At 66.8% G+C, this 12,852-nt stretch carries 12 protein-coding genes; 9 read left to right on the top strand and 3 right to left on the bottom strand.

Annotated features, from left to right (window positions below; all coding sequences use genetic code 11):
• The first annotated feature begins 72 nt into the window (after positions 1-72).
• From ACQE2J_RS00495 to ACQE2J_RS00480, 4 genes are all read left to right on the top strand, one after another.
• Positions 73-1,935, top strand: a complete 1,863-nt coding sequence (locus ACQE2J_RS00495; RefSeq protein WP_426936855.1) for a bifunctional 3'-5' exonuclease/DNA polymerase — start codon at positions 73-75, stop codon at positions 1,933-1,935.
• 161 nt (positions 1,936-2,096) lie between these two features.
• A complete protein-coding gene (locus ACQE2J_RS00490; RefSeq protein WP_426936854.1) occupies positions 2,097-3,173 on the top strand; it encodes an NAD(P)-dependent alcohol dehydrogenase in 1,077 nt (358 codons plus the stop codon).
• A gap of 51 nt (positions 3,174-3,224) precedes the next feature.
• Positions 3,225-3,692 (top strand): VanZ family protein, encoded by a 468-nt coding sequence (locus ACQE2J_RS00485; RefSeq protein ID WP_425119139.1) that lies wholly within the window; start codon positions 3,225-3,227, stop codon positions 3,690-3,692.
• 72 nt (positions 3,693-3,764) lie between these two features.
• Entirely contained in the window at positions 3,765-4,238 is a 474-nt protein-coding gene (locus tag ACQE2J_RS00480; RefSeq protein WP_426936853.1) for a VanZ family protein, read from the top strand.
• Between the two features lie 45 nt (positions 4,239-4,283).
• Here the strand turns inward: ACQE2J_RS00480 and ACQE2J_RS00475 are convergent, their stop codons facing one another.
• Positions 4,284-4,760: a MarR family winged helix-turn-helix transcriptional regulator gene (locus tag ACQE2J_RS00475; protein ID WP_426936852.1), complete on the bottom strand. Its 477-nt coding sequence runs from the start codon at positions 4,758-4,760 to the stop codon at positions 4,284-4,286.
• A 224-nt stretch (positions 4,761-4,984) separates the two neighbouring features.
• Here ACQE2J_RS00475 and ACQE2J_RS00470 point away from each other — a divergent pair, with 224 nt between their 5' ends.
• Complete coding sequence (locus ACQE2J_RS00470; protein ID WP_425119141.1) at positions 4,985-5,347, top strand: VOC family protein; 363 nt, start codon at positions 4,985-4,987, stop codon at positions 5,345-5,347.
• Positions 5,348-5,379: 32 nt separating this feature from the next.
• On the opposite strand, the gene ACQE2J_RS00465 is transcribed toward ACQE2J_RS00470, so the two are convergent.
• Both ACQE2J_RS00465 and ACQE2J_RS00460 read right to left on the bottom strand, forming a co-directional pair.
• Positions 5,380-6,348, bottom strand: a complete 969-nt coding sequence (locus ACQE2J_RS00465) for a methyltransferase family protein (protein WP_425119142.1) — start codon at positions 6,346-6,348, stop codon at positions 5,380-5,382.
• Entirely contained in the window at positions 6,345-7,184 is an 840-nt protein-coding gene (locus ACQE2J_RS00460) for a PhzF family phenazine biosynthesis protein (RefSeq protein ID WP_205683284.1), read from the bottom strand. Before ACQE2J_RS00460 ends, ACQE2J_RS00465 begins: the two co-directional genes overlap by 4 nt.
• Before the next feature lie 241 nt (positions 7,185-7,425).
• On the opposite strand from ACQE2J_RS00460, the gene ACQE2J_RS00455 reads away from it, so the two are divergent.
• The 4 genes from ACQE2J_RS00455 (at position 7,426) to ACQE2J_RS00440 (ending at position 12,835) form a co-directional block, all read left to right on the top strand.
• On the top strand, positions 7,426-8,526 hold the full coding sequence (locus ACQE2J_RS00455) for a Gfo/Idh/MocA family protein (RefSeq protein ID WP_135537632.1): 1,101 nt from the start codon (positions 7,426-7,428) through the stop codon (positions 8,524-8,526).
• A gap of 134 nt (positions 8,527-8,660) precedes the next feature.
• Positions 8,661-9,410: a M50 family metallopeptidase gene (locus tag ACQE2J_RS00450; RefSeq protein ID WP_135537631.1), complete on the top strand. Its 750-nt coding sequence runs from the start codon at positions 8,661-8,663 to the stop codon at positions 9,408-9,410.
• A gap of 93 nt (positions 9,411-9,503) precedes the next feature.
• Positions 9,504-10,181: an HAD family hydrolase gene (locus tag ACQE2J_RS00445; RefSeq protein ID WP_135537630.1), complete on the top strand. Its 678-nt coding sequence runs from the start codon at positions 9,504-9,506 to the stop codon at positions 10,179-10,181.
• A 434-nt stretch (positions 10,182-10,615) separates the two neighbouring features.
• Complete coding sequence (locus ACQE2J_RS00440; RefSeq protein WP_167854331.1) at positions 10,616-12,835, top strand: HNH endonuclease signature motif containing protein; 2,220 nt, start codon at positions 10,616-10,618, stop codon at positions 12,833-12,835.
• The last annotated feature ends 17 nt before the right edge of the window (positions 12,836-12,852 follow it).

Genomic DNA, 12,852 nt, shown 5'->3' with positions numbered 1-12,852 from the left:
GGCGGGTCCGCATCGTGCCGAGAGTGCTCGTGAAGGGCCCTTCCGCAGCTCGTCGCGGCGTAGGCTGAACCCATGACCGTCGCCCCCGATCAGCTGCCCGCCGCCTGCGTGCTCGGGACCGTGCCCGGCACCGGGCTCGAGGGGGCGCGGATCGGCATCGTCGATCTCGATGCGACAGGTGCACAGATCGGTCGGATCGAACTCGCCGAGGCGGCCCTGCCCGAGTTCGTCCGTGACCGTGAGAACCTGGCCGGAAACGCCGCTGTCGGCCCCGACGGGTCCGGCGCCGACGGGGCGGATCAGCGCACACCCCCGCCGAGATGGGTCTTCAGCGACACCCCGAAGTGGTACCCGCCGCTGCTGGCGGCCGGGGTGAGCATCGAACGCTGCCACGATCTGCGACTGGCTCATGCGATCCTCGCCCGCTCCGAACTCGTCACCGCCGCCGAGCCGCTCCGTGCCGCCGAGGATTGGGACGCCGCGCCCACCGGCGCCGAGGACGGTGAGGAGGCCGCCGCGCTCTTCGAGGTCGACGCCGGCCGCGGCCGTGTCCCGCAGGTGCCGCACGACCTTGAGGCGGCCCTGGCCGAGTTCGCCCGCCAGACCGCCGCCGTCGACAGCGCAGGCGATCCGGGTCGGCTGCGTCTGCTGCTGGCCGCGGAATCGGCCGGAGGGCTCGTCGCCGCGGAGATGCGAGCGGCCGGGGTGCCCTGGGACGAGGCCGAGCACGACCGGATCCTCACTGAGCTCCTCGGGCCCCGGCCGATCCGTGATGGGAAACCCGCGAAGATGCTGGCGAAGGCCGATCAGGTCCGTGCCGCGCTCGAGGACCCGCGGGTCAACCTCGACTCCCCGAACCGGCTGCTGTCCTCCCTGCACAATGCCGGCATCAACGTCGCCTCGACTTCGAAATGGGAGCTGAGCGGCAGCGAGCATCCGGCGATCGCACCTCTGCTCGAATACAAGAAGATGGCGCGGCTGCTGAGCGCCAACGGCTGGCATTGGCTCGATGAGTGGGTGGATGAGGGGCGCTATCGGCCGGTCTATGTGCCCGGCGGCGTCGTCACCGGTCGCTGGGCGGCCAGTGGGGGAGGGGCTCTGCAGATTCCGCGACAGCTGCGCCCGGCCCTGCGCGCCGACCACGGATGGCGTCTCGTCTCCGCCGACGTCGCTCAGCTCGAACCCCGTGCGCTCGCCGCCATGTCCGGGGACCGGGCGATGGCCGCGGCCGGGTTCGGCAAAGACCTGTACTCCGGGCTCGTCGATGCCGGCGTCGTGGCCACGCGGCAGGAGGCGAAGATCGCGGTGCTCGGTGCCATGTACGGTTCGACGACCGGTGAGGCGGGTGCCTTGGTGCCTCGCCTGCGTGCGAATTTCCCCGCCGCGATGCATCTCGTCGATTCCGCCGCCGAGGTGGGAGTGCGTGGGGGAGTCGTGTCCACCTGGCTGGGGCGGACCTCCCCGCCGCCGAGCGAGGGCTGGCAGCGCCTGCAGAAGGCCGCGAACCGCTTCGACGCCACCGGGGCCGATGAGCAGCGGGCCCGCCGGGCCGCCGGTGACCAGGGACGATTCACCCGCAACTTCGTCGTCCAGGGCACCGCCGCCGAATGGGCGCTGGCCTGGCTCGCCGATCTGCGGCTGCGTTTGGCCCGGCTGCCCGCAAGCGACGGAGGGTCGGGATCGACCGGTCGGTCGGCTGTCGAACCGGTTGCCTCGGAACCGGCGGCGGCCTCGGGACCGGTGTTCTCACGCCGCGCCCACCTTGTCTTCTTCCTCCACGATGAGGTCATCGTCCACGCCCCGGCCGAGCAGGCCGAACGGGCGGCGGAGGAGATCAGGGCGGCGGCCGCCTCGGCGGGCTGTCTGCTCTTCGGTGATGCCCCCGTCGATTTCCCTCTCGAGCTGAACATCGGGCAGCGCGCGACCAAGGACTGAGTCGATTCGAAGACCGCCCTGGGGCGAGGACTGAGCCGGTGGGAGCCCGATTCGAGCACTGAGTGCGAACTGAAAGATCAGTGCCGATGCATGGAATAGACTGCGGGCGTCAGGCGCTGGACGATGGGGCCCAGTTTCGCATATCCGAACAAGGAGAGCACATGAGCATCAGCGTCAAAGCACTGCAGAAGACCGGGCCGGACCAGCCGTTTTCCGTCACGACCATCCAGCGACGCGATCCGCGTCCCGACGACGTCGTCATCGACATCAGGGCCGCGGGCATCTGCCACAGCGACATCCACACCATCCGCAACGAATGGGGTGAGGCGAACTTCCCGCTGACCGTCGGCCATGAGATCGCCGGTGTCCTCGAAGCCGTCGGCTCCGAGGTCACAGGGTGGAAGGTCGGCGACCGTGTGGGAGTCGGCTGCATGGTCGACTCCTGCGGCGAATGCGAGGAGTGCCGGGCCGGCCAGGAGCAGAACTGCTTCACGGGCAATGTCGGCACCTACAACGTCGAAGACGTCGACGGCACGATCACGCAGGGCGGATACGCTCAGAAGGTCGTCGTCAACGAACGCTTCGTGTGCCGCATCCCCGATTCCCTCGACTTCGACGTCGCCGCCCCGCTGCTGTGCGCGGGCATCACCACCTACCAGCCGCTGGCCCGGTGGGGCGCCGGTGAGAAGAAGAACGGCGCACCCAAGCAGGTCGCCGTCGTCGGGCTCGGCGGGCTCGGCCACATGGGTGTGCAGATCGCCGCGGCCATGGGCGCCGAGGTGACCGTTCTCTCACGCACGCTCAACAAGGAAGCCGATGCGCTCGCCCTCGGCGCGAAGCGGATGCTCGCCACCACCGAGGACGGATTCTTCCGCCGGCACAACGGCGAATTCGACCTCATCCTCAACACGATCAGCGCCGACATCCCCGTCGACCGCTACCTCCACCTGCTGGGGCCGCGTGGAGTCATGGCCGTCGTCGGACTGCCGCCGGAGAAGCAGAAGCTGTCCTTCGGTTCGATCATCGGCGGGGCCAAGGTGCTCGCCGGATCGAACATCGGCGGCATCGCCGAGACCCAGGAGATGCTCGACTTCTGCGCCGAGCACGGCATCGCCGCGAAGATCGAGACGATCCCCGTCACCGAGGCGGACGCCGCCTACGACAGGGTCGTGGCCGGAGATGTGCGCTTCCGCGTCGTCATCGACACCGCGAGCTTCGACGATGTCGAAGCAGTCTGAGCGAAGTCATCTGAGTCGAGGTCGCTGAACAGTGGTGAGGGGGCGGGTGCGATGACAGGGTCGAAGAGGCGAGTGCGGACCGTGCCCTTGGCGCTGCTCATCCTCTACACGATCTTCATCGGCCTCGTCACGCTCACCCCGAACCAGCTCGACACGGGTTCCGGTTCGTTCATCGCCCGACTGCTCGAGTTCCTCGCCTCTCACCCGGTGACGGCGTGGATCGACTACGACATCCTCGAGAAGCTCGCGAACGTCGGCATGTTCGTTCCCTTCGGTCTGCTCGTCGCGCTCCAGTGCGGACGCAGCCGCTGGTGGGTCGGCTGGGTCACGGGGATCGCCTTCACCTGCCTCATCGAAGGCACGCAGGCGACCCTGCTCTCACCCACCCGCTTCGCCACGATCAGCGACCTCGTGACGAACAGCCTCGGTGCCGGGATCGGCGCGCTGCTCGGGCTCATCGTCATGACCATCTGGCCGCCGAGGTGGGACGACGAACCCATCGATCACGAAGTCCGTTGAGGACGTTCCAACCCCATCGTTCACGAGATCCGTTGACCGCTCTCCAAGGATTCGGCCGTATGTGGGACGGTGATGACAGATCGTGATCAGCGCACCGTCGGTGCGCCGCTGGCCCTTCTCGTTCTCTACACCCTCTTCATCGCCGCCATCACGCTGACCCCGCAGCAGATGGGCACCGGCCCGGACACCCTCATCGGGTACGCACTCGACCTCTTCGCCGCTCACCGGGAGACGGCCTGGCTGACCTACGAACGGGTCGAGAAGCTCGGCAATGTGGCGATGTTCATTCCCTTCGGCTTCCTTGCCGCCCTGCATTTCGGGCGCAGCCGCTGGTGGTTCGGGTTCCTCTTCGGTGCGGGCTTCAGCGCCGCCATCGAGATCTTCCAGGGCACCGTGTTCACGCAGACCCGGTTCGCCACGCTCAGCGACCTCGTCACGAACACGATCGGCGCGGGCATCGGCGCGCTCCTCGGCCTGTGCTGCATGGCCGTATGGCCGAAGCGGAGGGCGCGGAGTGATTCAGGCCGGGAGCTCGCGGCCGTCTAGGGAGTATGCCGGATATCGGATCTCCCCCAGTCGTTCTCCGGATTCTCAGCCGTTCTCCGGAGCCTCGAGGGCCGCGATGCACAGACCGAGCGCCTCGGTGACCATCGTCCGAGTCTCTTCGTCGAGTGGCGAGACCATCCGGTCCGAGATCGCCTCGACTCGCGACGCCGCCCGGTCGAGCAGCCTTTCGCCCGCCGGGGTGAGACGCGTGGGCAGGACACGACCGGAGTCGGCCTTCACCGGGCGGGTGACGAGTTCGCGGTCCTGCAATCCGCGCAGAAGAGTGTTCATCGTCTGCCGGGTGACGAAGGCGCCGCGGGCAAGCTCGGAATTCGACGCTCCCGGCCGCCTGCGCAGCTGCTCGAGGCAGTTGTACTGCGGCGTGGTCAGCCCCAGCGGTCGCAGCGTCTCGTCCATCCGAGACCGCAGCGCTGTCTGCAGGTGCTTGAGCTGATAGCCGAGGTGGGATTCGAGCGCCACCGGTGCCGCATCGTTCGTCCGCCCATCAGTGTCCGTCTCCACATCGTGACTCTCTGAACCTTGACCCATGTAAGCATTCTGACATACATTTGCTGATGTCAGGATACTGACATTCAACGAATAAAGAGTTCCGTCAAGCGGCGGGGTGCCGAAAGAGCAGGGAGAACGTCATGAATGCGTCAGCCAGCACTGAATCAGCCAGCACTGAATCAGGCAATCCGGAGTCAGTCAGAGCAGGGTCGGCCGGCACGGGGTCGGTCGGCACAGTGAGCGGTCCGGACTTCATCGCCGTGCAGGTGCGCGATGTCGAAGCGGCCGCCGAGTTCTACGAATCGAAGCTCGGACTCACTCGCGCCCCATCCGCACCTCCCGGAGCGGTCGTGTTCACCACCTCGCCGATCCCCTTCGCGGTGCGCGAACCGCTGCCCGGCGTCGATCTCGATTCCGGGGACCGTCCGGGGAACGGGGTAGCGTTGTGGCTGAGATGTGAAGATGCGCGCGCTCTCCATGACTCCCTCGCCGAGGCAGGGGTCGAGATCCTCCGCGCGCCGGCCCCCAGCCCCTTCGGTCTCACCTTCACGATCGCCGACCTCGACGGCTACGCGGTGACGTTCCACGACGCAGGGTGAGGGCAGCTCGCCCGTGTGCGCCGAGAGTCCGATCAGGCCTCGTCGGCAAGGTCCGCCGACGAGGTCTGTGAGTATCGCGGCCACCAGCAGTACACCCGGTCGGCGTATTCGCGGTATTCGTCGCCGAAGCGCTCATACAGGTCGGCCTCCTCGTGGGGGCGGATGAGCCAGTTCCACAGCAGCGAGCCGACGAGTGCGTAGACGACGACGAGCCATGAGCCGATGAGCACACCCATCGACACGCCTTGGACGATGCCCGCGATGGCCATCGGGTTGCGGACGAAGGAGTAGGGTCCGCGGGTGACCAGGTGGTTGGCCATCTGTCCGGGCAATGGGGTTCCGGAGCCGAAGTTCGCGATCGCGCGGGCCGACCACACTCCGATGACGCTGGAGAACGCGAGCAGAGCGAAGCCGAGGACGGCCACCAGGATCGGGAACTTGTAGGCGAGGCCCCATCGGTCCTCGAAGCTGTTGATGATCAGGGGGATGATGACGAGGAAGACGCTCCAGAAGATGACGACCTGGATCGTGGTGCGCACGAGCAGGTGGGAGCGCACGCGGGTGTGCGAACTGTGGAAGGCGAAGGGGCCGATGAGGAGCTTCTCGGACGGGATGCGGCCGTAGAGCATGAGGGCGCCGGCGAGCACGCTGCCGAGCGCGGCGAGGATCATGAGTACGGCACCGAGTCCCGCCTCGGTGGTGGCGGTCGCGTAGATGATCATGCCGAGGGCGACGAGCACACTCCAGCCCGTGGCGATCCACACGGCCCAGCGGAAGTTGAGCGCGGCCAGGGCCGAGCCGATGACGAAGAGCGGGATGTCGACGATGGCGATGATCAGCGGGTCGATTCCGCCCAGCGTCGCCGTCTGCACGGCGGGGATCGTCGCGGTGCCCAGCCACCACGCGGCCCCCGCGAGGGCCTGGAGCGCGAAGTACATGCGACCGTGGAAGATGCGCAGCCGCTTCTTCGGTTTGTTCACCTCGGTGACATGGCGGTTCATGCGATCACCGTCCCGCGGAAGCACACGGTCGTGGCGCCGCCGACCCAGATCTCATCGTCGTCTCGGGTGATCGAGATGACCCCGGCGCGGCCGAGCGCGGTGCCCTGAGTGGCCGTATAGGAGTCCGGGGCGAGGCCGGCACCGATGAGCCACTGGGCGACGGAAGCATTGAGGCTGCCGGTGACGGGGTCTTCGGCGACGCCGACGCCGGGGACGAAGGCGCGGATCTCATATTCGTGCGCCGAGGCGGCCGGATGGGAGCCGAGGACACCGAGCTTGGCATCGGGGATCGCCGAGAAGTCGGGGGTCAGAGCGAGCACCTGTTCGGCGCTGCGCAGCCGCACGGCCGCCCAGCCGGGGCCGTTGTCGACCCACTGATGATCGAGGATGTCGCCGCGATCGACGCCGAGGGCCGCTGCGATCTGCGCCACGTACGTTTCGTCGAGCTCACCGGTGCGCAGGCGTTCGGGAGCGGCGAAGGCGAGGGTGGGGCCGCCTCGGCGAATGTCGACGAGTCCGGCACCGCATTCCTGGACGATTCGGCCCTCCTGCTTGGGTGTGCCTCCGGCGTCGAGCCAGGCCGCGGCCGAACCGAGGGTGGGGTGGCCGGCGAAGGGCAGTTCCCGGTGCGGAGTGAAGATCCGCAGGCGGTAGTCGGCGGCGGGGTCCGTGGGGGAGAGGACGAAAGTGGTCTCGGACAGGTTCGTCCAATTGGCGATCCGCGCCATCTGCTCGTCATCGAGGTCATCGGAATCGAGGATGACGGCAACGGGATTGCCGCGGTAGGCAACTGCGGAGAAGACGTCGACCTGGGCGAATGGGCGGTTCTGGGACAATGACACTCCTTCGGAGACGTGGCGCACGCAGCGAACGGGGGATCGTGCGGCCACTTCTCTCAGTGTAGAGGCCCGGGGCGAGTCCACGGACCGCCGCACCCTGGCACGGGCGCGTCGGTTCCACTATGTGGCGCCCGTCGGTCCGCAGGTCGCCACCTCGGTGCCGGTCCGCCGGTCGCCACCTCGGTGTCGGTGCCGGTGCGCGGTCGACGGGACTGGGCGCGCGATTGCATAATGAGGCATGGTCAAAGGTGCTTCAGCAGGGGGCCGACCGCCCCACATCGGTGTGATCGGCGGCGGGTTCATGGGGCGCGTCCACAGTCGGGCAGCGCGTGCGGCCGGGGCCGTGCTCGACACCGTCGCCACGTCCGGGCCCACCGGCAGCGCCCGGGCGGCTGCCGAACTCGGGTTCGCGGATTCCGCATCTGTCGACGAACTCATCGACCGGTCTCTCGACATCGTCCACGTGTGCACTCCCAACGATGTCCACGCCGAACAGTCGCTGCGGGCGCTCGATGCCGGTTCCGCGATCATCTGCGAGAAGCCGTTGGCGACCGATTCGCCATCTGCCCGGGCCGTGCTCGCTCGCGCCGAGGAGCAGGGACTGGCCGGGACCGTCCCCTTCGTCTACCGCTTCCATCCGATGGTCCGCGAGGCTCGTGCCCGCTTTCGCGCCGGTGGAGCCGGCCGGCTGCTCACCGTCGACGCCGGGTATCTGCAGGACTGGCTGCTCGGCGCCGACGATGAGAACTGGCGCGTCGAATCGGCCCGCGGCGGACCCTCACGTGCGTTCGCGGACATCGGCTCCCACCTCGTCGACCTCATCGAGTTCATCGTCGACGACCGCATCTCGTCCCTGGTGGCGACGACACGGACCGTCCACCCTCGCCGAGGCGGGGCCTCCGTGGCGACGGAAGACACCGTGGCCGTCACCGCCGAATTCGCTGGTGGAGCCATCGGCACGCTGCTCGTGTCCCAGTTGGCACCGGGACGGAAGAATTCGCTCACCGTCGAGATCGCCGGCACCGAGGCGAGCCTCCGGTTCGACCAGGAGCAGCCGGAACGTCTGTGGTGGGGACGCCGAGACGAGAGTCGCCTCCTTGTCCGTGATCCCGAAACGATGCACGCCGATGCCGCGAGACTGTGTGCGGTCCCGGCCGGCCACGCGCAGGGATATCAGGACGCCTTCAACTCCTTCGTCGCCGACTCCTACTCGTACTTCGCCGGCGGTGATCCGGAGGGACTGCCCACACTCCGCGACGGAGTCCGCGCGGTGCTCGTGACAGAAGCGGTCCTGAAATCGGTGTCGACCCGAGCCTGGGTCGACGTCGAAGCGGTGTGAGGGTCGTTCGTTCCCGGGCCGCCACTGCGGTTGAACCCGGGCCATCACTGCGGTTGAGTGAGACCTGAGGACGTCACCGCGGTTGAGTGAGACCTGAGGACGTCGCACAGGCTCGATTCGTAGACTGAGCCGCTATGGACTTCAAGCAGGCAACGGCGACGTGGTGGGACGCGATCACCTCGGGATTCGGGCGCCAGGACGGACTCGAGCTCGACGTGGTCGGGCTCGTCCTCGTCATCGGACTGCCCCTCCTCGTGACGCTGACCCCGGGCATCTGGCGCTTCTTCGGTCTTTTCGTCACCTTCGTCCACGAACTCGGCCACGCATTTGCCGCCCTCACCACCGGACGCGTGGTGAAGGGGATCTCGCTGAATTTCGATCATTCGGGGCAGATGAACTCCTTCGGCCGAGTCGGCTTCTCAGCCACCTGGGCGGGGTTCTGGGGATATCCGGCACCGGGCGTTCTCGGTCTCGTCCTCATCACCTCGGCGGTCTTCGGGTGGGCCCCGCTGGCGCTGTCGGTGGGGGCGTTGATTCTGCTCGTGGCGCTCCTCTTCATCCGGAACTTCGCGGGTGCGATCATCGCCGTGATCACCGCGATCGCGGCCCAGCTCGTCGTCGTAGTCCTGCCGCTCGAATGGATCGCTGTCTTCGTCGCCGCGCTCGGCACCGCGCTGACGGTCGGTTCGCTCAGGGACCTCGTCAAGATCATCCGCGTCCATACCCGCCGCCGACGCGTGCAGCAGTCCGATGCCTATATCCTCGCCCAGGATTCGCGACTGCCGGCCGGTGCCTGGCTGACTCTGTTCGCGCTGGTCATCATCGTGTGCGCGCTCGCCTCCGCGCGCATTCTGTACACGGCGGTATCGATCGGGTCGCTGTGACCTGACGGACCGGTCGCTCGGGTCGCTGCGGTTGACCATGTGCGCGGCATGGGGCCGTGTTCTCATGTCCGTGGCGGATGGCAGAATCGAACCATGGCAGCTCACCCGAAATTCTCCGCCGTTCTCTTCGACTGCGATGGGGTCCTCGTCGACTCCGAAAGCATCACCAACGGTGTTCTGCATGCCATGCTCGTCGAACTCGGCTGGCAGCTGACCGCCGAGGAGTGCATCGCCCGGTTCGTCGGGAAGATGCTCCGCGACGAGGCCGACATCATCGAGGAACACACCGGATTCCGGATCGACGATGAGTGGATGACTGAATTCCGTCGGCGCCGCAACGCGGGGCTCGAGGCCTCACTCCAAGCGATCCCGGGAGTCGTGGAAACGGTGCACCGCCTCGCTGAGTCCTATCCGAACAGGATCGCGTGCGCATCGGGCGCAGACCGTCCGAAGATCGAACTTCAGCTGCGGAAGGTCGGACTCTTCGATGCGTTCGGCGGCCGGATCTTCTCCGGCATGGAGCAGCCGAACTCGAAGCCGTCCCCCGACGTCTACCTCGCGGCTGCCGAATCCTTGGGCATCGACCCCGCCGAGGCTGCCGTGATCGAAGATTCGCCCACCGGAGTGATGGCCGGTGTTGCGGCAGGATCCCGTGTGCTCGGGTTCTGCCCGGATTCGCCGGTCCATCACAGCGTCGATACGCTGCTGGCCGTCGGAGCGGCCGAGACGTTCGCAACGATGGGCGATCTGCCGGGCCTGCTCCTGGAGTAGCCGCGAGGACGCCGCAGGAGCATGACCCAACGGCTGAAGGGGCAAGGGCTGAGCCTCGTGTCCGCTTTCGAGAAGTGTCGGGTTCAGCGCCGTTTGTCTTCGAACAAACGTCTGCAAATAGCAATCAAAAATAGATCACTTCGGTTTGTAATCGAATTGTGACATTCATTGATCTGGTTCTGAAGTAGAATAGAGCCAAGGCATTCACATCGACGTGAAGGGCGGCGAGACCGATGAAGGATCCCCAGGATCCGAGCAACGACGGTCTTGAGCCTGCCTCAAACGATTCTTCGAACGAGTCCTCGAGTGACCCTTCGATCGAAGGCTCCAATGGCTCCTCCATTGAGCCGTCTTCCCTAACGGCCCCGTCTTCCCCTCCGCCGCTGGTCGGCCCCGAATCACCGCGTCGCCTCGATGTCGACCCTGACTCGCCCATGGCCGTGGTTGCGAGCATCGCACGACTGAGCACCGGAGCACGCATCGCAGAACTCCAGGCCGTCGCCGGTCTCTTCCTCGCCGAGGTCGTCGATCGGCTCCGCTATGCTCCCGAGGGCGAGATCTACCACCACGCCACCTTCACCGAGACGGTGGACCGCTTCATCACTGCCCGCGACGGGGAGCCGAAAGACGCACCCTCCGAGCCCGACGGTGATGAGCCAGAAAGCGACGAGTCCGACAACGCTGAGGCGCACGGCGTCGATCCCAGCGCCGTCGGCAACGTCGAGTCCGACAGTGCTGGGTCCGGAAACGTCGAGAGCGACGGTGCGGAGCCAGACGACGCTGAGGCGACCGAAGTCGAGCCCACCGCGGCTGCCTCGCCGAAGCAGCTTCCGAATTTCCCGAAGTTCCAGCTCTACCGGTCGTTCAATTCGTGGGCGCACGAATTCGCCGCAAAAGAAGAAGTCGCCGAACTGACTGCAGTCCTCGGCGCGACGATCGAGGGTGCATACAACGAGATCACGAACGCTCTCACTCTGGTCTTCGGACTGCCGAAGTTCCTCGACCGCTGCCTCAACGGAGAGTTCACTATCGAGCATGTGCTCGTCGCGGCACGGGCCGTGAAGGACGTCGAGTTCGAGTACGTCCCGCGTCTCGACACCTACCTCGGACAGCGTCGCGCCGACATCACCATCGAAACCTTCAGGAAGTCCCTGAACCTCAAGATAGCGTCTCTCGTTCCGGTCGAGGATCGTCTCGAAGTCGCGGCGAGGCGTCGTCGTGTGGACATCACGACCTACGCCGACGGAACCGCTTCGGTGATGCTGTCGGGCCCTGCCGTGGAACTGCAGGCTTTCTTCCTGCGCATCGAGGCGTTCGCGCGCGCCATCCGCAACGGAAACATCTCCGCGTTCACCGATCAGGATGTGTCCGGAATCGATGTCGGCGAGCAGGACAGCATCGCCGCCCTGATGTTCGACATCGCCACGCGAGCGACCCCGCAGATGGTCATCGCCGTGACAGCTCATGACACAACGACCGGAGAGACCTCCACGAAAGAGGTCGCTCTCGACTCCATCGAGACCGGCGACCGCAAAGCCCCCATCTCGGCCGGCGCGGTCGACCGCGCAGCTCGGGCGGCCACACAGGAAGCCGAAGAATCGGCAGGAGCCGGCGTCGAGGTGAGGTCGATCATCAAACTCGCCATGCCCACCCACGGACAATGGGTGCGTGAGCAGGCGAAGATGATGGTGACGGTTCCCTATCTCACCGCAGTCGGCCGCTCGGGGCTTCCGGGAATGTTTTCGGACGGTGCTCCCGTGCCCGCCGATGCTGCGAAAGCTCTGGCCGGCGACAGTCCCACCTGGCATCGGATACTCACCGACCCGGCGACCGGCACCCCGATCGACGCGCGCTCGAAGAGCTACTACATCCCGGCGGATGTCCGCGCTCCGCTGACCGGGAAGTGGCAGTCATGTTCTGTGCCGGGGTGCACCCGTCGCGCCGAGACCTCGGAAATCGACCACATCATCCCGTTCGACCACGACGATCCCGTACGAGGCGGCCAGACGACGTTCGACAATCTCCACCCACTGTGTCGGACTCATCATCAGCTCAAGACCGACCGCAAGTTCTCCATCCGCACGACCGCAGCTGGGGCCGTGGAGTATGCCTTCGCTCATGATGTCGTCACGACAATTCACCCGCCGGATAACCCGATCAACGCCGAGCACGCATGGCAGGTGGAGAACTATGACCAATTGCCGGACCGGCTGGCGGTCGACGAAGAGCCCGCCCCCGAAGCAGGGGACCGGTGCGACTTCGACGACCTGTCCGGCTTCGGTGGCTGGGCGGGTGGCGGTAGGGTCACCCCGTTCGAGGCTGACTCTGCCTGCACCGCGCGCACAGGTTCCCCGCCCAGCACTGATACCCCGCGCACGGGCGCCCCGCCCGGCACGGACACCTCGCGCAAGGACACCTCGCTCAGTATGGACAGCCCGCTCAGCACGGGCGCAGGGGATGAGTGGGCCGACCGCACGGACGGCGGCGAGGGATCGGTCCTGCGTTACACCTCGGAGACCGGCACTGCTTCGGAGACCGACACTGGGGCGACCGCCGGCGGAGACCGGCGAAGTTCGAAGGCTCGCCGGTCACGGGAAGCGCAGGAGTCGATCTGGACCGTGAGCTGGGATCCGGAGAACCCGCCGCCGTTCTGACCCACCCCGCGCTGTTA

Source organism: Brevibacterium sp. LE-L, from assembly GCF_050214925.1.
Lineage (GTDB): Bacteria > Actinomycetota > Actinomycetes > Actinomycetales > Brevibacteriaceae > Brevibacterium.
The sequence above is the reverse complement of the archived record's forward strand: the minus strand, read 5'-3'. Positions and strand labels throughout refer to the sequence as shown.

Excerpts from the sequence above, each read along its gene's own strand:
- ACQE2J_RS00495 (WP_426936855.1), top strand. The coding sequence starts at position 73 with ATGACCGTCGCCCCCGATCAGCTGCCCGCCGCCTGCGTGCTCGGGACC.
- ACQE2J_RS00490 (WP_426936854.1), top strand. The coding sequence starts at position 2,097 with ATGAGCATCAGCGTCAAAGCACTGCAGAAGACCGGGCCGGACCAGCCG.
- ACQE2J_RS00485 (WP_425119139.1), top strand. The coding sequence starts at position 3,225 with ATGACAGGGTCGAAGAGGCGAGTGCGGACCGTGCCCTTGGCGCTGCTC.
- ACQE2J_RS00480 (WP_426936853.1), top strand. The coding sequence starts at position 3,765 with ATGACAGATCGTGATCAGCGCACCGTCGGTGCGCCGCTGGCCCTTCTC.
- ACQE2J_RS00465 (WP_425119142.1), bottom strand. The coding sequence starts at position 6,348 with ATGAACCGCCATGTCACCGAGGTGAACAAACCGAAGAAGCGGCTGCGC.
- ACQE2J_RS00455 (WP_135537632.1), top strand. The coding sequence starts at position 7,426 with ATGGTCAAAGGTGCTTCAGCAGGGGGCCGACCGCCCCACATCGGTGTG.
- ACQE2J_RS00450 (WP_135537631.1), top strand. The coding sequence starts at position 8,661 with ATGGACTTCAAGCAGGCAACGGCGACGTGGTGGGACGCGATCACCTCG.
- ACQE2J_RS00445 (WP_135537630.1), top strand. The coding sequence starts at position 9,504 with ATGGCAGCTCACCCGAAATTCTCCGCCGTTCTCTTCGACTGCGATGGG.
- ACQE2J_RS00440 (WP_167854331.1), top strand. The coding sequence starts at position 10,616 with ATGGCCGTGGTTGCGAGCATCGCACGACTGAGCACCGGAGCACGCATC.